At 73.8% G+C, this 19,934-nt stretch carries 17 protein-coding genes and 1 pseudogene; 8 read left to right on the top strand and 10 right to left on the bottom strand.

The features are described from left to right. Positions 1–5 precede the first annotated feature (5 nt). The 3 genes from KV205_RS12595 to KV205_RS12585 are packed head-to-tail and all read right to left on the bottom strand — an operon-like array spanning position 6 to position 4,083. Positions 6–1,211, bottom strand: coding sequence for an FAD-dependent oxidoreductase (locus KV205_RS12595; protein WP_265864292.1), 1,206 nt, complete (start codon positions 1,209–1,211; stop codon positions 6–8). Further along, the gene (locus KV205_RS12590) at positions 1,208–2,629 is read right to left on the bottom strand and encodes an FAD-dependent oxidoreductase (protein ID WP_265864291.1); all 1,422 of its coding nucleotides are present in this window, start codon (positions 2,627–2,629) and stop codon (positions 1,208–1,210) included. The genes KV205_RS12595 and KV205_RS12590 overlap by 4 nt, the downstream gene beginning before the upstream one ends. Beyond that, complete coding sequence (locus KV205_RS12585) at positions 2,626–4,083, bottom strand: FGGY family carbohydrate kinase (RefSeq protein ID WP_265864290.1); 1,458 nt, start codon at positions 4,081–4,083, stop codon at positions 2,626–2,628. The genes KV205_RS12590 and KV205_RS12585 overlap by 4 nt, the downstream gene beginning before the upstream one ends. Before the next feature lie 329 nt (positions 4,084–4,412). Between KV205_RS12585 and KV205_RS12580 the strand changes: the two genes are divergently transcribed. Further along, positions 4,413–5,408: a hypothetical protein gene (locus KV205_RS12580; RefSeq protein WP_265864288.1), complete on the top strand. Its 996-nt coding sequence runs from the start codon at positions 4,413–4,415 to the stop codon at positions 5,406–5,408. 108 nt (positions 5,409–5,516) lie between these two features. Next, positions 5,517–7,049 carry an amino acid permease gene (locus tag KV205_RS12575; RefSeq protein ID WP_265864287.1) on the top strand — a complete coding sequence of 511 codons (1,533 nt, stop codon included), beginning with the start codon at positions 5,517–5,519 and terminating at the stop codon, positions 7,047–7,049. 143 nt (positions 7,050–7,192) lie between these two features. Here the strand turns inward: KV205_RS12575 and KV205_RS12570 are convergent, their stop codons facing one another. Next, complete coding sequence (locus tag KV205_RS12570) at positions 7,193–8,014, bottom strand: GntR family transcriptional regulator (RefSeq protein WP_265864286.1); 822 nt, start codon at positions 8,012–8,014, stop codon at positions 7,193–7,195. Between the two features lie 215 nt (positions 8,015–8,229). Between KV205_RS12570 and KV205_RS12565 the strand changes: the two genes are divergently transcribed. Further along, complete coding sequence (locus KV205_RS12565; protein ID WP_265864285.1) at positions 8,230–9,570, top strand: DUF2252 domain-containing protein; 1,341 nt, start codon at positions 8,230–8,232, stop codon at positions 9,568–9,570. Between the two features lie 30 nt (positions 9,571–9,600). Here KV205_RS12565 and KV205_RS12560 read toward each other — a convergent pair whose 3' ends face one another. From KV205_RS12560 to dhaK, 6 genes are all read right to left on the bottom strand, one after another. Next, positions 9,601–10,995 carry an FAD-dependent monooxygenase gene (locus tag KV205_RS12560; RefSeq protein WP_265864284.1) on the bottom strand — a complete coding sequence of 465 codons (1,395 nt, stop codon included), beginning with the start codon at positions 10,993–10,995 and terminating at the stop codon, positions 9,601–9,603. A 255-nt stretch (positions 10,996–11,250) separates the two neighbouring features. Continuing rightward, on the bottom strand, positions 11,251–11,787 hold the full coding sequence (locus tag KV205_RS12555) for a PadR family transcriptional regulator (protein ID WP_265864283.1): 537 nt from the start codon (positions 11,785–11,787) through the stop codon (positions 11,251–11,253). A gap of 146 nt (positions 11,788–11,933) precedes the next feature. Further along, on the bottom strand, positions 11,934–13,958 hold the full coding sequence (locus KV205_RS12550; RefSeq protein ID WP_265864282.1) for an NADPH-dependent 2,4-dienoyl-CoA reductase: 2,025 nt from the start codon (positions 13,956–13,958) through the stop codon (positions 11,934–11,936). 205 nt (positions 13,959–14,163) lie between these two features. Then, the gene (locus tag KV205_RS12545; protein WP_265864281.1) at positions 14,164–14,568 is read right to left on the bottom strand and encodes a PTS-dependent dihydroxyacetone kinase phosphotransferase subunit DhaM; all 405 of its coding nucleotides are present in this window, start codon (positions 14,566–14,568) and stop codon (positions 14,164–14,166) included. Beyond that, positions 14,565–15,197 carry a dihydroxyacetone kinase subunit DhaL gene (dhaL, locus tag KV205_RS12540; protein ID WP_265864280.1) on the bottom strand — a complete coding sequence of 211 codons (633 nt, stop codon included), beginning with the start codon at positions 15,195–15,197 and terminating at the stop codon, positions 14,565–14,567. Before dhaL ends, KV205_RS12545 begins: the two co-directional genes overlap by 4 nt. A gap of 10 nt (positions 15,198–15,207) precedes the next feature. Next, positions 15,208–16,200: a dihydroxyacetone kinase subunit DhaK gene (gene dhaK, locus KV205_RS12535; protein ID WP_265864278.1), complete on the bottom strand. Its 993-nt coding sequence runs from the start codon at positions 16,198–16,200 to the stop codon at positions 15,208–15,210. A 265-nt stretch (positions 16,201–16,465) separates the two neighbouring features. On the opposite strand from dhaK, the pseudogene KV205_RS36525 reads away from it, so the two are divergent. The 5 genes and pseudogenes from KV205_RS36525 to KV205_RS12515 all read left to right on the top strand — a co-directional run. Next, positions 16,466–16,795, top strand: a pseudogene (locus KV205_RS36525) (DUF2867 domain-containing protein); the annotation flags it as partial. Continuing rightward, on the top strand, positions 16,705–17,172 hold the full coding sequence (locus KV205_RS36520; protein WP_374214664.1) for a hypothetical protein: 468 nt from the start codon (positions 16,705–16,707) through the stop codon (positions 17,170–17,172). The pseudogene KV205_RS36525 and the gene KV205_RS36520, both read left to right, overlap by 91 nt. Beyond that, positions 17,173–17,406 (top strand): hypothetical protein, encoded by a 234-nt coding sequence (locus KV205_RS12525; RefSeq protein ID WP_265864275.1) that lies wholly within the window; start codon positions 17,173–17,175, stop codon positions 17,404–17,406. A 28-nt stretch (positions 17,407–17,434) separates the two neighbouring features. Next, positions 17,435–18,655 carry a glycosyltransferase gene (locus tag KV205_RS12520; protein WP_265864274.1) on the top strand — a complete coding sequence of 407 codons (1,221 nt, stop codon included), beginning with the start codon at positions 17,435–17,437 and terminating at the stop codon, positions 18,653–18,655. 329 nt (positions 18,656–18,984) lie between these two features. Next, positions 18,985–19,932 carry a phosphate ABC transporter substrate-binding protein gene (locus tag KV205_RS12515; protein ID WP_265864272.1) on the top strand — a complete coding sequence of 316 codons (948 nt, stop codon included), beginning with the start codon at positions 18,985–18,987 and terminating at the stop codon, positions 19,930–19,932. Positions 19,933–19,934 lie beyond the last annotated feature (2 nt).

The following is a 19,934-nucleotide window of genomic DNA, read 5'->3' as shown; positions in this document are numbered from 1 at the left end:
AGAGGCTACGGCGTCAGCGTCACCACCACCGGTCCGCCCGCCGCGTCCGCGTCAGGCGCCCATACCGCGGGGTGCCGGAGCGAGCGGTGCGGTTCGAGGAGGGCCGGCAGACGGCGCTCGTACAGCAGCCGCCCTTCCTGGCGCACAGTCAGAAGGGGTCGTACGAGCCGGACTTCCGGGCGTAGCAGCAGCGTGGGCGCCGGGCCGCCGGGGTGGAGGCGGCCGGGGGTCAGCCGGCGCAGCGCGCCCGCAGCCTTCAGCGTGAGGCCGGGCGCCGGCCACGGCGCGCCCGCCAGGTGGGCGAGCACCGCGTCGGCGGCCGCCCGGCCCTCCGCCGCCGCGACCGTCCCGGGCTCCACGCCGCGCAGCAGATTGCCCGCCGCGAACACCCCGGGGACGAGTGTCCGCAGCCCGCCGTCGACCGACGGACCCCGGGTCGCCGGATCGAGCGACACCCCGCCCGAGCGGGCCAGTTCGTGATCCGGCAGCCAGTCACCGGTGAAGACGACCGTGTCGCAGGGCAGCAGCCCGGTGCGCCCGTCCGCGCCCCGCACCAGGACGCCCGACAGGCGTCCCCGGCCGACGAGTTCGAGCACGGTGGCGCCGCGCAGCACGGGGCCGGGCAGCCGCGGCCCGTACGGCCGGTCGGCGACGACCGCGGCCACCGGCACCCCGGCCCGGCGCAGGGTGCGCACCGCGTGCCGGGCGATCGGATCGGAGCCGACGACCACCGCGCGGCGCCCGATCCGCTCCCGCCGCAGCCCGAACAGCTCGACGGACTGCTGGAGTTCGCCGGTGCTCAGCACCCCGGCGGGGCGCGATCCCGGTACGAGCCGGGCGCTGCGCGGCCGTTCGCGCGCGCCGGTGGCGAGGACCACGGCCCGCGCGGTGATCCGCTCGACGCCGGTCGGCGCGGTGACCACCAGGCTGAGCGGCCCGGCCCAGCCGGTCGCGCTGACGCCGGTACGGAGCACGGCCCCGGCCCGGACCGCCGCGCGCACCGCCCGGCGGGCGAACGCGGGCCCGGTCAGCCCGCCGAAGCCGCCGCGCGCGCAGTGCCGCGGCACCCCGCCGGCCGCCCGCTCCCGCTCCAGGACCTCCACCCGGCCCGCGCCGGCCGCCGCCAGCATGGCCGCCGCGGCCAGGCCGGCGGGTCCGCCGCCGACCACCAGCACATCGGCCGTACGCTCCAGCCGGTGTCCGGAGTTCATCGCACGCCCTCCTCGAACAGGGCCCGCACCGTCGCCCCGCAGGAGAAGCCCTGGCAGCGCCCGGCCCGCGCCCGGGTCCTGCGCCGCAGCCCGTCCAGGGAGGCGGGCGGCACGGTGGAGGCGAGCGCGTCGCGGATCTCGCCCAGGGTGACCCGCTCGCAGTGGCAGACGAGCGTGCCGTACGCCGGGTCGCGGGCGATCAGTCCGGCGTCGCGGTACGGGCGGGGGAAGGCCTCGCCGAGGTTCGGCATCCGCACCGGGGCGAGCGGCCGCTCCGGGCCGAGCTCCAGGCCGGCGTCGGCGAGCAGGCCGACCGTGTGCCGGCCGAGGGCGAGCGAGGCGGTGAGCCCGGTGGAGCGGATGCCGCCCACCGTGACGTACCGCAGCTCGGGATGGGCGGCGATCCGATAGTCCTCGGCGCCGGTCGCGGCCCGCAGCCCCGCGTACACGGCGGTGACCTCCTCGTCCAGGAGCGCGGGCAGGATCCGCCCGCCCTGGGCCCGCAGCGCCGCGAGCCCTTCGGCGGTCGAGCCGGTCGCGGTCTTGTCGGTCAGGTCCTCGGCGGTCGGTCCGAGCAGCACGTTGCCGTACACCGTCGGTGCGACCAGCACCCCCTTGCCGAGGGGGCCCGGCACCGGAAGGAGGATGTGCCGGACGAGCGGGCGGGCGAACTTGTCGAAGACCAGGAGCTGGCCGCGCCGCGGGGTGACCGTGAAGTCCTCGCGCCCGAGCAGCGCGTCGAAGGCGTCCGCGTACAGGCCGCAGGCGTTGACCAGGAAGCGGGTGCGCAGCACGCCGCGCCGGGTGACGAGCCGGTGCGGGGCGCCGCCCTCGCCCGGACGGACCTTCTCCACCGGGCAGTTCAGATGCAGGTCGACCCCGGAGCGCACGGCCTGGGTGACATAGGCGAGCGGGGTGGTCCACGGGCAGACGATCGACTCGCCGGGCACCTCGAGGGCGCCGAGCGCGCCGGGACCCAAGTGCGGTTCTCGGGCGTAGAGTTCGGCGGCCGTCAGGGGGCGGGTGCCGTGGTGCCCGTTCCGTACGGCCTTGTCGGCGAGCCGGGGGAGCGTCGCGAGCTGCTGCTCGTCCCAGGCGACGAGCAGCGCGCCCACGGGCTCGACCGGGATGCCGGTCTCCTCGGCGTACGCGGCGAGCAACTGCCCGCCCTCCCGCACCAGTCGGGCTTCGAGCGAACCGGGCACGGCGTCGAAACCGGTGTGCAGGATCGCGGTGTTGGCCTTGGAACTGCCCTCGCCGATGTCCCCGTTCGCCTCCACGAGCGCCACCCGCAGGGAATGGCGGGCCAGTTCGCGGGCGATGGCGCAGCCGACCACGCCCGCGCCGACCACGGTGACGTCGTACGCGTCGTCGGGCGCCGAGGTGTCCGGCAGCACTCCGGTCCGGGTGACGCTCACGCGGTCCCTCCTCCGGAACCCTCCCCGTCCGCGAGCAGCCGCGCCACCGCCGTCCGGAACCGGCCGAGCCGTTCGGCGGCCTCGTCGGCCGACACCCGTGGCTCGTACACGGCGGACGGCTTCCAGTCGGGCACGGCCTCGTGGACGGCGAGGCCGGGCTCGTGGCCGAGCCGGGCGACCGCCGCGACGCCGAGGGCGGTGGCGTCGGGGAGCGCGGAGACCTCGACGGGGCGCTGGAGCAGATCGGCCTGGGTCTGCATGAGGAGCGCCGAGCGGGTCAGCCCGCCGTCGACCCGGAGCGTGGTGAGCGGTGCGCCGAGGTCGGCCGCGGCGGCCCCGGCGAGCTCGGTGACCTGGGCGGCGATGCCCTCGCACAGGGCGCGCACCAGGTGGCCCGGCCCGGTGTCAAGGCCGAGTCCGGTGACCGCGCCGCGCACGTCGCCGCGCCACCAGGGGGCGGCGAGACCGGCGAGGGCGGGGACGAAGGTGACGCCGCCCGCGTCGGGCACGGCGCCGCCGACCGGGTCGAGCTCCTCGGGGCCGGCGATCACGCCGAGGCCGGTGAGCCAGCGCACGGCGGACGCGGCGGTGTACACCTGCCCGTCCAGGCAGTACGCGGTGCGGCCGGCGAGCCGCCAGGCGACGCAGGCGACCAGGCCGGTGTCGCTGCGGCGCGGCGCGGACCCGGTCTGGGCGAGCAGGAACGCCCCGGTGCCGTAGGTGCACTTGGCGCTGCCGGGGGTGGTGACGTCCTGCGCGAGCAGGGCGGCCTGCTGATCGACGAGCAGCCCGGTGAGGGGGAGCCGCGGGCCGAAGGCGGTGGTGGTGCCGACCGGGGTGTCGGCGTCGACGACCCGGGGCAGCCGCTCGCCGCCGAGGCCGTACGCGTCGAGCGCCGTGCCGGACCAGGCGAGGGTGTCCAGATCGAGCAGTCCGGTGCGGCCCGCGGTGGCCGCGTCGGTGACGAAGGCGCCCGTGAGACGGTGTACGAGCCATGCGTCGCTGGTGGTGACGACACCCGCGCCGGTCAGATGGCGGCGGATCCAAGCCATCTTCGGGGCGGCGAAGTAGGGGTCGACCGGCAGACCGGTGATCCGTGTCAACTCCTGTGACTGTGCGTCGAGTTCGGCGCAGATGCCGGCGGCTCTGCGGTCCTGCCAGACGAGGGCGTCGGTGAGCGGCGCGCCGGTCGCGGGGTCCCAGGCGAGCACGGTCTCGCCCTGGTTCGCGAGGCCGACGGCGACGACCGGTTCGCCGGCCTCCGCGAGGGCGGCCCGGCCGGCCGCGACCACGGAGTCGTACAGCTCAGCGGGGTCGACCTCGACCCGTCCGCCGGGCAGCGCGCGGGGGTGGACGGGGGCGAAGCCGGTGCCGAGCACCCCCCGCTCGGGATGGACGACGAGGGCCTTGGTGCCCGACGTGCCCTGGTCGACGGCGAGTACCGGGCCCGTCATGTGTGCGACTCCCTGCCGTTCATGGGTGGTTGAAGTTCCTTGATCGCGAACCTGAGCGTGGAACCGGTCAGCCTGTCGGTGTGGAAGCCCGGCGTCAAGGGCTCCCGAGGGAAGGCGTCAGGTCTGGACCTCTTGCTGACCACAAGTCAAATTCGGTCGTTGGCTTGATACTTACGATCACGGAGAAAAATGGATCGGTCACGTCCGGCTACCTCTATAGTGATCGCCGATCAACGGCCGGGTCGGCCGGGACGCCCCCGGGGGACTGACCACCCCCCTCCGCCACCGCACCGAGGAATCATGTCGCCCACCCCCCGCCCTGCCTTCTGATGGCCGCGCAAGGCTTCCGGCCCGTCTATCATCCGGCGGGCCACGACCACGCCCTGCGCGGAGCCGTCCAGGAGCTGCGCACCGGGCGCTGGGTGGCGATGGCTCGACTACTCGACGAGACCTCCGGCTGGACCGGCTGGACCCGGCGCACCCAGGTCCTCGCCGCCGTCGCCGCCGGCACCGACGTCGTCGAGGCCTGGCGGATCGAACAGCCCGACTCCGCCGCCGCCGGCGTCATGCACGCGCGCGTGTCCGTCGAACGCGCCGTCCGCGCCCACCGCACCGGCCACCCGCGCACCCGCGAACTCTGGCAGGAGGCCTGGACCGCCTGCCTGGAGGCCGCCGACCGCGCCCCCGCCGACCCCGTGCCCTGGGTGTGCCGGCTCGCCCTCTCCGTACTCGACGCCCAGCAGTGCATGGAGGAGCACCGCGCCGCGCCGCCCGCGCCGATGCTGCCCTCCGGCCCCTGGGGCCTGCTCGCCGAGGCCGAGAAGCGCGACCCGTACAACCGCGAGGCGCACCACCGGATGCTCCAGTTCGTCTACGCGCGCCGCCCCGGGCCGCTCTCCGAGGCCGTCAACTACGCCCAGTGGGCGGCGTCGATGGCACCCGTCGGCTCCGCCCTGCACGCCCTTCCGCTGTACGTCAGGGTCGAGCGCTACCGCCGCGAGCGCGGCCACGAGCGCGCCCTCGACCTGCACTGGGTCGCCGAGGACGCCGTACGCGACGCGGACCGGGCCATGGACGCCTGGTTCCTCTTCTGCGCCACCGACGAGGCCAGCCTGCTCGACCTCAGCCACCTCGCGCACGGCCTGTACGGCGCGCTCAAGTTCCCCGACGCGGCCCGGGTGTTCGAGGCCCTCGGCCCGTACTGGACCCCGCAGCCCTGGGCGTACCGCACCGACCGTCCCGACGAGCGCGGCCCCGCCGAGGAGGTCTTCCTGCGGGCTCGGGCGCGCTGCCTCGGCGGCCCCGCGGCCCGCGGCGGCCCCTGACGCCCGCCCACCCCTCCGGCGCGCACCCGAGGCGCCGCGCCCTTCAGCACGCCGTGCCCACCCCCCCCGTACGGCACGGTCCGTCCCCCCTTCCCCCCGGAGGAACGCATGTCACGCACCGCTCCCACCGACGCGATACGCAAGCCGCCACCGGCCGTACGGGACGAGGAGGCCCGGCTCAGAGAGCTGGGCTACCAGCCCGTCCTCGCGCGCCGCATGGGCGGCTTCGGCAACTTCGCCATCAGCTTCTCGGTCATCTCCATCCTGTCCGGCTGCATGACCCTGTACGGCTTCGGCCTCGGCACCGGCGGCCCCGCCGTCATGCTCTGGGGCTGGGCCGGCGTCGGCCTGTTCGTGCTCTGCGTCGGCCTCGCGCTCGCCGAGGTCACCAGCGCGTACCCGACCTCAGGGGCGCTCTACTACATGGCCGACCGGCTCGGCGGGCGCCGCTGGGGCTGGTACACCGGCTGGCTGAATCTGCTCGGTCTGCTCGGCGCCATCGCCGGTATCGACTACGGCGCCGCGATGTTCACCGGCGCCTTCCTCAACCTCCAGTGGGGCTTCGAGCCCACCGCCCAGTCGACCTTCCTGATCTTCCTGGCGATCCTGCTCGTGCACGCCCTGCTCAACCTCAACGGCGTCCGCGTGGTCAGCCTGCTCAACTCGATCAGCGTCTGGTGGCACCTCGCCGGTGTCGCCCTGATCGTCGGCGCGCTCGCGATCGTCCCCGACCACCACCAGTCCGCGAAGTTCGTCTTCACCGAGTTCGTCAACGACACCGGCTGGAGCAACCCGCTCTACGTCGCCGCGATCGGCCTGCTGCTCGCCCAGTACACCTTCTCCGGCTACGACGCCTCCGCCCACCTCTCGGAGGAGACCTCCAACGCCTCCGTGGCCGCCGCCAAGGGCATCGTCCGCTCCATCTGGGCGTCCTGGCTCGCCGGCTTCGCGCTGCTCGCCGGACTCACCTTCGCCATCCAGGACTACGCGGGCACCCAGGCCACCGCCACCGGCGTCCCGCCGGCCCAGATCCTGCTCGACGCGCTCGGCGAGGGCGGCGCCAAGGCGCTGCTGCTCGTGGTGATCGTGGCCCAGCTGTTCTGCGGCAACGCCGAGGTCGCCGCCGCCAGCCGGATGGTATTCGCGTTCAGCCGCGACAACGCCCTGCCGGGCTCCGCGCTCTGGCGCCGCGTCAACAGCCGTACCCACACGCCGGTTGCGGCGGTCTGGCTGTCGGTCGTGGTCGCCGGGGTCCTCGCGCTGCCCTCGCTCTACTCGGCGACCGCCTACGGCGCCGTGACCGCCATCAACGTCATCGGCATCACCCCCGCCTACGCCATTCCGATCCTGCTGCGGCTGCGCGCGGGCGACCGCTTCGTGCCCGGGCCCTGGAACCTGGGCCGCTGGAGCAAGCCGATCGGCTGGATCGCCGTGGTGTGGGTGGCCTTCGTGACGGTGCTCTTCTGCCTGCCGCAGAGCTCGCCGGTCACCTGGGAGAAGATGAACTACTCGGTGATCGCCCTGGCCGTGGTGCTCGTGCTCGCCAGCGTCTGGTGGTACGTGGCCCGCCGCTCGTACGGCACGCCGCAGTCCTACGGCAACGCCCGCGAGGAGGCGGAGATCGCCGAGGGCATCGTCTGACGGAGGTTTGGTTCGCGGCCGGATTCGCGGCCGGGCGCAACGGAGGGCGGCCCTGGCGGTGGGGGCACCTCCCGTGCCCGAAGGGCCACGGGGGCGCCCGCGCCGTCCGGGGCGCAGCAGCCGGGATCGGGTTCGGCCCCGGCCTAGCCGCCGAACTCGTAGGTCCAGGCGCCCGTCCGGGCCGCGAACTCGATGTCCGTGATCTCCAGGGCGTGCCCGTGCTGGTCGCACACCACCCGGTGGACGGACAGCCGGGCCGCGCCCGTCTCACGCGCCCCGTCCGGCGCCGGGTGCGGCGGTGCGGCCGGGACGCCGACCGTTTCCCGGTGGGTGGTGCGAAGGCCGGCCTGCCGCATCCAGTGGTAGAGCAGCCGCAGGTCGGGCTGGCCGCGCCGCTCGTGGCAGCCCCGGTACCGGGCGAGCTGCGGGATCTCCGTCAGGGCGGGCCGGGAGAACCAGGTCACCGACTGCTGCATCGGCTCGCCGGCCGGGGTCAGCACCAGATGGCGGTGGACCAGGGTCGGTTCCCCCGGCGCCAGGCACAGACGTCCGGCCAGGGCCGCGGGCGGCGCCTCCCAGGAGAGCGCGGCGCGCACCAGCGCGTCGGCGGCCCGCGGCCCGCCGGGGAAGGTGCGCCGGCGCGGCTCCCGGGCCGGGAAGCGCGGTTCGTACGCGGCCTGTTGTCCGGTCTCGGGTCCGCTCTCGTGCGCGGCCTCGTGCCCCGGGACGGCGGCGAAGGTGCCGCGCCGGTCGGTCACCACCAGGCGTTCGTCGCGCAGGAGTTGGAGCGCGCTGCGCACCGTCTGCCGGTTGACGTGGTAGCGGTGGGCCAGCAGGCGTTCGGACGGCAGCCGGCTGCCGGGGGAGATGCGGCGGTGGGTGAGGTCGTCCCGCAGCGCGCAGGCGACCCGGAGGTAGAGCGGAAGCGTCGCGCTCGACCGGTGCTCGGGAACGGGCTCGGCCATGTCTCGACCCTCTCTGTCATGCATTGTTCAACCATTGCTCGGTGTGATCGCCCGAGCCGTGTGGGTGATCATTCCTATCATTGGTCTAAACCATTCGGGAAGTCCAGCCGGTGAGAGTGGCCGAAACGAGCACCGGGCCGTGTAATGGATCGCACCGGTCAGGTATCGGACCGGCAGCAGCGGAGCAGCGCGGCGGGAAAGGCGGGTGAGGCCGGATGGCGACACCGTCCGAGCGGGCCGAGGCGGGCAGGACCGCCCGAAAGCGGGTGCCCCGCTCCTCCCACGGCCGCTGGATCCCCTCGTCCCAGCGCCCCGACGCGCTCACCGTCCTGGAACGCGAGTCCGTGGACCGGATCCCCGAGTTCGTCCCGATCCGCTACGGCCGCATGGCCGTCTCGCCCTTCGCCTTCCTGCGCGGCGCCGCGGCCGTCATGGCCGCCGACCTCGCCGCCCAGCGGCACACCGGACTGACCGTCCAGCTGTGCGGCGACGCCCACCTGCTGAACTTCGGCGTCTTCGCCTCACCCGAACGGACGCTTCTCTTCGACGTCAACGACTTCGACGAGACCCTGCCCGGACCCTTCGAATGGGACGTGAAGCGGCTCGCCGCCTCCGTCGCCGTCGCGGCCCTGCAGAACGGCACCAGCAAGGCCAAGGCACACCGCGCCGCCCAGGTCGCCGCCGAGTCCTACCGGCACGCCATGCGCCGCCTCGCCGGACTCGGCGAACTCGACGTCTGGTACGAGCGGATCGCCGCCGACGACCTCGTCCCCCTGGTCCGGGGCGCCGACCGGACCCGCATGGAACGCCGGATCGCCCGCGCCCGCCGCCGCACCAGCCTCCAGGCCCTCGACAAGCTCACCGCTAAGGACGACTCCGGCCGCCGGCACATCATCGAGGACCCGCCGCTCCTGGAACGCGTCACCGACCTCGACCGGGTCACCCTCGGCAAGATCTTCAGCGACTACCGCAGCTCCCTCTCCGAGGAACGCCGGCTGCTGCTCGACCGCTTCCACTTCGTCGACGCCGCCCGCAAGGTCGTCGGCGTCGGCAGCGTCGGCACCCGCTGCTTCATCCTCCTCCTGGAGGGCCGCGACGACGGCGACCCGCTCTTCCTCCAGATCAAGGAGGCCGGCGCCTCCGTCCTGGAGGAGTACCTCGCCCCCAGCGCCTTCACCCACCACGGCCGCCGGGTCGTCTGCGGCCAGCGTCTCACCCAGGCCGCCAGCGACATCTTCCTCGGCTGGATGACCGGCCCCGAACAACGCCACTTCTACTGGCGCCAGTTGCGCGACATGAAGGGCTCCGCCGAGGTCGAGACCATGTCCCCGTCCCTCCTCCGGGAGTACGCCCGCCTCTGCGGCCGTGCCCTCGCCCGCGCCCACGCCCGCTCCGGCGACCGCATAGCCATCGCCGCCTACCTCGGCACCTCCGACGTCTTCGACCGCGCCATCGCCGACTTCGCCCTCCGCTACGCCGGCCAGAACGCCGACGACTACACCACCCTCAGCGCCGCCATCGCCTCGGGCGTGGTGACGGCGGCCCCGGGAGTCTGAACACCCGGAGCCACCGCCCTCCTTCTGCCGTCAGCCCTCCGACCGCACCATCGGCGGCTCCGCCGGAGTCTCCGGCACCGGGCCGAAGAGTGCCGAGCGGAGGACCGGGGGTGCGAACAGGACCGTCAGGGGGGACGTCAGGGTCAGGGCCTTGCGGAAGGCGGCGCCGACCACCGGGTCGCCGGAGGCGCGTTGCTGGACGCGCTTCAGGTACCAGCCGGTCACGCGGTCCAGCGCGCCGCTGCGGGCGGCGTCACCGGTCGCGCCCGGCATCTTCTTGTCGGCTCCGGCCGAGATGTCCCAGGCCTGGCGGGAGGCGTCGAGGAGGGCCCGCTGGACGCGCCGCGTCGTCGGCGTGCGCCGCGGGTCCGCGAGGGCCTTGCGCAGGGCGACCGCGCTCATCGCGGCGACCGCCATGCCCTGCCCGTAGATCGGATTGAAGGAGCACAGCGCGTCCCCGGTCGCCAGGAAACCGGCCGGGCGGCGGCCCGGACGGTCGTAGCGGCGGCGGATGTTCGCCGTCTTGCGGAAGCCGTAGACCGGGGTCAGCGGCTCCGCCTTCGCGATCCAGTCGCCGATCACCGGGTGCGGCAGCCGGCGCGCGTACTCCTCGAACAGCGCCTCGTCCGTGGGCGGTTCGTCGCCGCGCAGGCCGGACAGGGTGACCACGTGCCGCCCGTCGCCCAGCGGCAGGATCACACCGCCGTACACCTGGCCCGGGTGCGGCACGATGTAGTAGCCGAGCGCGTCCACGGACGGATCCGGCTCCGGGGAGCGGAAGATCCGCGTGCCGTACGCGAGCCCCGTGTCCAGGGTCTCCTCGTGCGGCGCCTCCGCGCCGATCCCCGCCAGCCAGTCCGCCGCACGGGTCGACCGCCCCGAGGCGTCCACCACCAGATCCGCCTCCAGCGGATACGGCTCCTTCGACGCGCCCGCACCGCGCTCGCGCAGCAGCACACCGCGCACCCGCTCCGCGTCGCCGACCAGGCCCACCGCCTCGGTCCCCTCGATCCGCTCGATCCGGGGATCCGCGAACACCCGCTTGCGCACCAGCCATTCGAGCTGGTCGCGCGGCCCGGCGAAGAAGTGCACCGAGGCCTCGGTCCGCGCGTACCACTGCCCGTTCTGCCACTGCACCATGTCCGCGGGCATCCCGACCTTCGGCGCGCCAAGCCCCGCGAGCTCGCTCATGAACCCGGGAAGCAGCTCGTCGAGCGCCTGCTGACCGCCCTCGATCAGCACATGCAGGTGTCGGCCCTGCGGCACCCCGGGCCGCGCGTCCGCCTGTTCCGGGAAACGGTCGCGCTCGACGACGGTGACCCGCTCGGCGTGCTCGCTCAGCACCCGCGCGGCCAGCAGACCCGCGAGACTTCCCCCGACGACCACCGCATGACGTGTCCTGCGAGGTCCCAACTCGTCGGTCATCCTCGCCCTTTCGCGTATGGAGATGTTGACCCACCAGTATCCACCCCGGGCCGGGGCGCGTCGCGGGCGGCACGGGGGCGCACGGGGGCGTATCCGGCCGACGGGGCACTGGGCCAGGCGGGCGTCCAGGGGACCGGGCCTCGCCGTCCGGGCGTCCGGGCAGCGGGCCCCGCCGGCCCCGGCCTGCGCCGCCGGTCCTCGGGCTTGGCCTTGACGGCGCGCGTCCCGCTCACTCGGCCCGTTCCCTCGGCCCCCTCACTCCGCGGCGAGCTCGCCGATCGCGTGGGTCAGCCACTCCACCCAGAAGCGCTCCAGGTCGATCCCGCCGCGCAGCACCAGATGGCGCAGCCGGCCGGGCTCGGTCGCCCGCCGCTCCGGCGGGAAGTCACGGGTCTCGATCTCCAGGTACTCGTCCAACTGCCGCCGGTGCAGGGCGAGATGGCGTTCCAGCTCGGCCCGCAGCCCCGTGCCTCCGACCACCGCCGCGGCCCGCATCCGCAGCAGCAGCCCGGACCGCATCGGCTTGGGGTCCTCGGCGGTGTCCACCCACGCCGCCAGCTCGGCGCGGCCCGCCGGCAGCACCTCGTACTCCTTCTTCTGCCCGCGCGCGGGCACCGGGGCCGGCAGGGCACGGATGTACCCGGCCTGCTCCAGCTTGCCGAGCTCGCGATAGATCTGCTGGTGCGTGGCCGACCAGAAGTAGCCGATGGACCGGTCGAAGCGGCGGGTCAGTTCGAGGCCGGAGGACGGCTTCTCGAGCAGCGCCGTCAGGATCGCGTGCGGGAGGGACATGGACGCATCCTAGGTTCGACCGGTCGGACGGCTCGGCGGACGGCTGGGCGGAGGGCTCGGCGGGCGCCCGCAGGTCCCGCGGGATCCGCAGGGCCTGCGGGACCTGCGGGACCTGCCGGACCCGCAGGTCCCGCGGGCGCCCGCGCCTACAGCGCCGCCGCGAGCCGCGTGCCCTGGTCGATGGCCCGCTTGGCGTCCAGCTCCGCGGCCACGTCCGCGCCGCCGATCAGATGCGCCGTGCGCCCGGCGGCGACCAGCTCCTCGTACAGGTCGCGGCGCGGCTCCTGGCCCGTGCACAGCACCACGGTGTCGACCGGCAGCAGCTGCCGCTCGCCGTCGATGGTGAGGTGCAGGCCCTCGTCGTCGATCCGGTCGTAGGCGGCGCCCGCGACCATGGTGACGCCCCGGTGCTTCAGTTCGGTGCGGTGGATCCAGCCGGTGGTCTTGCCGAGGCCCGCGCCGACCTTGCTGGTCTTGCGCTGCAGCAGGTGCACCTGGCGCGGCGGCGCGGTGCGCTCGGGCGCGCGCAGGCCGCCCCGGGAGGCGTAGGAGGTGTCGACGCCCCACTGCTTGAAGTACGTCTCCGGGTCCTGGCTCGCGCCCTCGCCGCCGTCGGTGAGGAACTCGGCCACGTCGAAGCCGATGCCGCCGGCACCGAGGATCGCGACCCGCTCGCCGACGTGGGCGCGGTCGCGCAGCACGTCCAGGTAGCCGACGACGCTCGGGTGGTCCACGCCCTCGATCTCGGGCACCCGCGGGGACACGCCGGTGGCGACGACGACCTCGTCGAAGCCCTCCAGGTCGGCCGCCGAGACGAAGCTGTTCAGGCGCACCTCGACTCCGCGCTCCTCCAGCTGGACCCGGTAGTAGCGCAGGGTCTCCTCGAACTCCTCCTTGCCCGGCACCTGCTTGGCGACGTTCAGCTGCCCGCCGATCTCGGCGGCACCGTCGAACAGGGTGACGGTGTGACCGCGTCCCGCGGCCGAGACCGCGCAGGCGAGGCCGGCCGGGCCGGCGCCGACGACGGCGATCCGCTTGGCCAGGCGGGTGGGGGAGAGGACCAGCTCGGTCTCGTGGCAGGCCCGCGGGTTCACCAGACAGGAGGTGATCTTCAGGCTGAAGGTGTGGTCCAGGCAGGCCTGGTTGCAGCCGATGCAGGTGTTGATGGTCTCGGCGCGGTCCTCGGCGGCCTTGGCGACGAAGTCGGGGTCGGCGAGGAACGGCCGGGCCAGGGAGACCATGTCGGCGCGCCCGTCGGCGAGGATCTCCTCGGCGACCTCGGGCGTGTTGATGCGGTTGGAGGTCACCAGCGGCACCGACACCGCGCCCATCAGCCGCTTGGTCACCCAGGTGTAGGCGCCGCGCGGCACGGAGGTGGCGATGGTGGGGATGCGGGCCTCGTGCCAGCCGATGCCGGTGTTGATGATGGTGGCGCCGGCCGCCTCGATCTCCTTGGCGAGCGCGACGACCTCGTCGAGGGTGGAGCCGCCGGGGACCAGGTCGAGCATGGACAGGCGGTAGATCACGATGAAGTCGCTGCCCACGCGCTCGCGGATCCGGCGCACGATCTCCAGCGGGAAGCGCACCCGGTTCTCGTACGAGCCGCCCCAGCGGTCGGTGCGCCGGTTGGTGGCGGAGGCGATGAACTCGTTGATCAGATAGCCCTCGGAGCCCATCACCTCGACGCCGTCGTAGCCGGCCTCCCTGGCGAGCTCGGCACAGCGGGCGTAGTCCTCGACGGTCTGCTCGACCTCGGCCTCGGACAGCTCGTTCGGTACGAAGGGGCTGATCGGCGCCTGGACGGCGCTCGGGGCCACCAGGCCGGGGTGGTACGCGTACCGCCCGAAGTGCAGGATCTGCATCGCGATCCGGCCGCCCTCGGCGTGCACGGCCTCGGTGATCACCCGGTGCTCGGTGACCTCCTCGGCGGTGGTCAGCTTGGCGCCGCCGTCCCAGGGCCGCCCGGCCTCGTTGGGCGCGATGCCGCCGGTGACGATCAGCCCGACCCCGCCGCGGGCCCGCTCGGCGTAGAAGGCGGCCATGCGCTCGAAGCCGTGCTCGGCCTCCTCCAGACCGACGTGCATGGAGCCCATGAGCACCCGGTTGGGCAGGGTGGTGAACCCGAGGTCCAGCGGGCTCAGCAGGTGCGGGTACGGGGTGTTCGGGGCCATCGGGGCGCCTCCTCGCGCGGGGTCGTCACGCACTGTTGTAGACGACCGGCGAAGCCTTGTGCAACAAGTTGCATAAGGGTGGGGGCGGGATGTGTGGCATGCCACAGGGCGGCCCCCGCGCGAGGGGCCGGGCAGGCGGAGGGGCCGCACCCCGCGCCCTTCGGCGAGCGGTGCGGCCCCTCGTACGTACGGGACGGCCCCGGCGTCACTCCTTGCGGTACGCGTACGCCTCCGACGCCGCCGCCACCACCGCGTCCAGGTCGCCCCCGGCGCTCGCCGTCACCGCCGCCGCCACCGCGCCCTCCACGAACGGCGCGTCCACCAGACGCGCGCCCTCCGGGAGCTCGTCGCCCTCCGCGAGGAGCGCCTTCACGGTCAGGACCGCGCTCCCCAGGTCCACCAGGAGCGCCACCCCGGCGCCCGCGTCCACCGCCTTCGCGGCCGCGGCGATCAGCTCGGCGCTGGTGCCCAGGCCGCCGTCCGGGGTGCCGCCGGCGGGCAGGACCGGCGCCGGGTCGCCGCCGCCCGCGAGGCCGCGGGCGAGTTCGGCGACCGACGCCGCCACGGCCGCGCTGTGCGAGACCAGGACGATCCCCACCCGGGCCGTCATCCCGCCACCTCCGCGGACTCCGCCGTCTCCGCGAGCGCCGCGAACAGCAGCGCCGACGAGGTCGCCCCCGGATCCTGGTGCCCGATCGACCGCTCGCCCAGATAGCTCGCCCGGCCCTTGCGCGCCCGCAGCGGTACGGTCGCCAGCGCGCCGGCCTCCGCGGCCTCCCGGGCCGCCGCGAACGAGGTGCCGAGCGCCTCGGCCGCGGGTGTCAGCGCGTCCAGCATCGTCTTGTCGCCGACCTGGGCGCCGCCGAGCTGGGCCACCGCCGCCACCCCGGCCGCCAGCGCCTCGGCGAGCGCGGTCCGCGAGACCTGCTCGGCGTCACCGAGCGCCTTGCCGGTACGGCGCAGCAGCGTCCCGTACAGCGGCCCGGACGCCCCGCCCACCGTGGAGATCAGCTGCCGTCCGGCGGCGACGAGCACCGCGCCCGGCGTCGCCGGCGGCTCCTTCTCCAGGGCCGCCGTCACCGCCGCGCACCCCCGCTTCAGATTGGCCCCGTGATCGGCGTCCCCGATCGCCGAGTCCAGCTCGGTCAGCCGGTCCGCCTCCCGGTCCACGGCGGCCGCCACGGCCGTCAGCCAGTCGCGGAAGAACTCCGCGCCGTACGTCTTCTCCTGGTCGCTCATGGGCGTCCCCTCACCGTCCCCAGCGCAGCGCCGGCGTGCTCACCGGCGCGTCCCACAGCCGCAGCAGCTCCTCGTCCGCCTCGCAGAGCGTCACCGAGCAGCCCGCCATGTCGAGCGAGGTCACATAGTTGCCGACCAGCGTCCGGGCGGCCGGCACCCCGCGCTCGCCGAGCACCCGCTGCACCTCCGCGTTGAACCCGTACAGCTCAAGGAGCGGCGTCGCCCCCATCCCGTTCACCAGCGCGAGCACCGGCCCCTGCGGGCGCAGGTCGTCCAGGACCGCGTCCACCGCGAAGTCCGCGATCTCCCGCGAGGTCATCATCGGCCGCCGCTCACGGCCCGGCTCCCCGTGGATGCCGATGCCCAACTCCAGCTCGCCCTCCGGCAGATCGAAGGTCGGCGAGCCCTTCGCCGGCGTCGTACAGGCGCTCAGCGCCACCCCGAAACTGCGCGAGCGCTCGTTCACCCGGCGGGCGATCGCCTCCACCCGCTCCAGCGGTGCCCCCGCCTCCGCCGCCGCGCCCGCGATCTTCTCCACGAACAGGGTGGCGCCGGTGCCCCGCCGCCCCGCCGTGTAGAGCGAGTCGGTCACCGCCACGTCGTCGTCGACGAGCACCTTGGCGACCTGGATGCCCTCGTCCTCGGCGAGCTCCGCCGCCATCTCGAAGTTCAGCACGTCACCGGTGTAGTTCTTGACGACGAACAGCACCCCGGCCCCGCTGTCCACCGCGGCCGCCGCCCGCACCATCTGATCGGGCACCGGGCTGGTGAACACCTCGCCCGGACACGCCGCCGCGAGCATCCCCGGCCCCACGAACCCGGCATGCAACGGCTCGTGCCCCGAGCCCCCGCCGGAGACCAGCGCCACCTGCCCGGCCACCGGCGCGTCACGCCGCAGCACGACCCGGTTCTCCACGTCCACGGTCAGCTCGGGATGCGCGGCGGCGAAGCCGCGCAGGGCGTCGGCGACCACGGTCTCCGGAACATTGATCAACATCCTCAACGGTGTCTCCTCGGGAGGCTAGCAGATGGGCCCATGAGCTGGGTTTTCGCAGGTCATTGCCGGTTTGCGTGATCGATGACCTTGGCGTTCCACGGCGGTCTGTGGCGACGTCTGTCGGTGCTGATGCTGACTGAACGCCGACTTTGGTGACTGGGCGTCAGGTAGTGGCTGCAGTCCGGCGGGGAGTCGGCGGGCGATCCCTTTGGCAGTATCGACCTTGCGATAGTGAAGTTCACGCCGATCTGACAGATGCCGCCCGACGCCGGCGCCGGGTGCACCGAGCGATCCGCTGCCGACCGACCCGGACTGGGCGGGCGGCAGCCTCTAGGCGGCGGACGAACGCTCCCGCACCGTCGGGTCGAGCCCCGAGGCGCTGTGGCGGGTCATCGAGAGGGTGGGAAGGGAGAACGGCAGGCTTCCGGCGCGTGGAGGTGATCGAGGCCGGATGTCGTACCGGCAGCGGGCGCTCTTCCACCTCAAGGGTCTTGCCGGGCAGGCGTACTGGTGGGGCGTGGCCCCCTGCCACTCCGTCGTCTTCGGCGGCATGGCCAGGGACATCGCCCGGAGTGGCCGAGACGGAGAGCCGGCGGACGCGACCGGCAGCGGCAAATCACCCACCACGAGATCGCCGGCGGCACCCCCGCCTTCCCCGCCACCGGCGGGACCGCCGGACCGATCGAACCGGTCGACGACCCGACGAACCCGGCCGACGTCCAGGACCGCACCAGCTACGCCTACACGTACACCTACGACACCACGAGGCCGCACACCCCGAGCAAGGTCGGCCCGGTCACCCACGCGTACGACGCCAACGGCAACCTGATGGGCACAGAGAACACCGCCGTCAGCGGCAGACGGCGCCAGTACGTGTGGGACGAGGAGAACCGCCTCGCCTGCAACCAGGACACCGCCACGGCCACCGTCACCCAGGACCCGGGCGGCTGCGCCGAGGCGACCGTCGGCTACACCTAGGTGCGGCAGTTCGCCGCAGGGGTGCAGCAGTTCTTCGACCTGCTGCTGGTGGCGGCCGAGGACCGCGGGCACCTGTCGCCGGAGCGGCTGGCCGTGGACGACTTCGAAGGATGCCTCCTGGTTCTCGAGGCGATCGACAGCGGCTCGTGGGAGGTCACCGTCGGCGAGAACGCCGAGGCGCGCTCCGGTCTCGCGAGCAGGGTCCGCGCCCGATACGGCGCGGAACCGAGCTGAAGGAGAGGAGCTGCGGCACACTGGCTGCGTGCGCATCGTGATGATGACGGCGGGATCGCGGGGCGATGTCGCGCCGTACACGGGTCTGGGTGCCGGTCTTGTACGGGCGGGCCATGAGGTGACGCTGGCCACGCACGAGGTGTTCGAACCGCTGGCGGCGGGGTCGGGGGTCCGGTTCCGTCCACTGCCGGTGGACCCCCGTGCCGAGCTGCACTCCGCGCAGGGCCGGCGGCTGCACGACGCGAGGACCGGTGCGGGAAAGCTCCTACGGCTGGCGTCCATGGCCCGGGGAGCGGCCGACGAGATGACGGCGGCCCTGGTGGAGGTGGCACGGGAGGGCGACGTCCTGCTGGTCGGCGGGGCGCTGGGGCCACTCGGGTACGCCATCGCGGACGGTCTGTCGGTGCCCGCCCTGGGGCTGCATCTCCAGCCGCTCCACCCCACCGGGGAGTTCTCCGCGCCGGTCCTCGGAACGCGGTCCCTGGGCACGGTGGGGAACCGGCTGAGCGGACGAGCCGTCATGGCCTCGGTGGATGTGCTGTTCTTCGACGCCGTACGGTCACTGCGGCGGCACGGACTCGCGCCGGACGGCCGGTCCCGGCGACGGCCGCGGCCGGTGCTGCACGGCTACAGCGAGGTCGTCGTCCCCCGGCCCCGGGACTGGCCCGCCGGGCTCGAGGTGTCCGGCTACTGGTGGCCGCACGAGACCGGGCGGTTGTCCCCGGAACTGGAGGACTTCCTCGCGGCCGGGCCCCGGCCGGTCTTCGTCGGTCTGGGCAGCGCCACCGTTCCGGATCCCGAGCGGGTGAGCCGCGAGATCGTCACCGCACTGCGCGCGGCGAACCTGCGCGGGATCGTCCAGCGGGGCTGGGCGGGGCTCGGCGCCCGGGGCGACGACATCCTGACCGTCGACGAGGTGCCGCACTCCCTGCTGTTCCCCCGGACGGCCGCCGTCGTCCACCACGCCGGAGCGGGCACGACCGGCGCGGTCCTGCGGGCGGGGGTGCCCAACGTTCCGGTGCCGGTCCAGTTCGACGCGGCGTTCTGGGCGTCCCGGCTGACCGCGCTGGGCACCGCCCCCGGGGCGGTGCCGCTGCGCCGGCTCACCTCCGGGGCGCTGGCACGGGCGCTGCGCCGGGCGACGGAGGACGGCTCCCACCGTGCGCGTGCCCGCGCGGTGGCCGAGCGTCTGGCCGAGGAGGACGGCGTCACACCGGTGCTTGCCGCCCTCGCCCGGCTGGAGGTCTGACCGCTCACCCGGGGGATCGTGGGAGCCGGTGGGTGGTCGTGGCGCCCGAGCGCCGGCGTACGGAACGTGTACCGGCCCGACCGTGCCGCGGGCAGCGCCGACCGTCGCCCCCGGGACCGCCGTCGACCAGTCCTGCGTCCCGCCCCCGAGCGCCCGGTCCGGCTTGCCCGGGCCACGTAAAGGAACGATCAAGCAAACGGAAGATGTATCAGAAGTGGGGACAATGTGAACGGCAGTCGTACAACCGGTAGTTGGTAGAGGCTTTTCAGTCGTCCGCCTGGCTGCTTAGATTCCGTTCGAATCAGAGACCGACTGGGGGAGGACCCTGCATGTCCCGCACCATGGAATCTCCGTCGCAGCCACAGGACTTGACGATGGGGAGGGCTCGGTCCGCAGGTCTGGTCAGCCGGCGGCGGTTCGCCTATCTCGCTTCGGGAGCGGTCCTGATCGCGTCGCTCACGACTGCCTGTGCCAACGCCGATGCCAGCGGCGGCGCGGGGAAGGCGCTGCAGGCGAGCGGGTCCACCACGGTGGCGCCCGTCGCCGCTGACGCCGCCGAGGCGCTGAAGGCACAGGGGCTGAACATCACCGTCGCCACGCAGGGCGGTTCGGCCGGTGGGATCTCACAGCTCGGGGCCGGGCAGATCGACATCGCGCTGAGCTCGAAGCCGGTGTCCGACCAGGACAAGGCCGCCAGCCCCAAGACCGATTACGTCTCCACGCAGCTCGGCGCCGACGCCGTGGGCGTGATCATCACCAAGCAGGTCGCCGACGCCGGGGTCAAGAACCTGACCGTCGATCAGGTGAAGGGTCTCTTCGAGGGGAAGATCACCAACTGGAAGCAGGTCGGCGGGCCCGACCTGGCGGTCTTCGTCTACGACAAGGAGCCCGGGCGCGGCACGCGCGAGGTGCTCGACAAGTACCTCTACCACGGGGAGAAGCCCCCGCCGCCGCCGAACTCCGGCAACTTCGCGATCGTGGGCGGCAACCTGGAGACCAGGAACAAGCTCGAGTCGACGCCGGGAGCTGTCGCGCCGCTGTCGACCGGCTTCGTGGAGGGGCGCGACAAGCTTGCCGTGGTCACCCTCGACGGCATCGCCCCGTCCATGGAGAACATCGCCGCCGGCAAGTACCCGATGAGCCGCCCGCTCTTCATGGTCACGAACGGGCAGCCGAAGGGCGACGCGAAGAAGTTCATCGACTACATCCTCTCCGACAAGGGGCAGCCGCTCCTGACCAAGCACGGCTACCTGACCCTCAAGCAAATCGGGAAGTAGCC

The organism is Streptomyces sp. SKN60, from assembly GCF_026236535.1.
Classification (GTDB): Bacteria; Actinomycetota; Actinomycetes; order Streptomycetales; family Streptomycetaceae; genus Streptomyces.
Note: the sequence above shows the minus strand (reverse complement) of the source record. Positions and strands in the feature narration are given on the sequence as shown.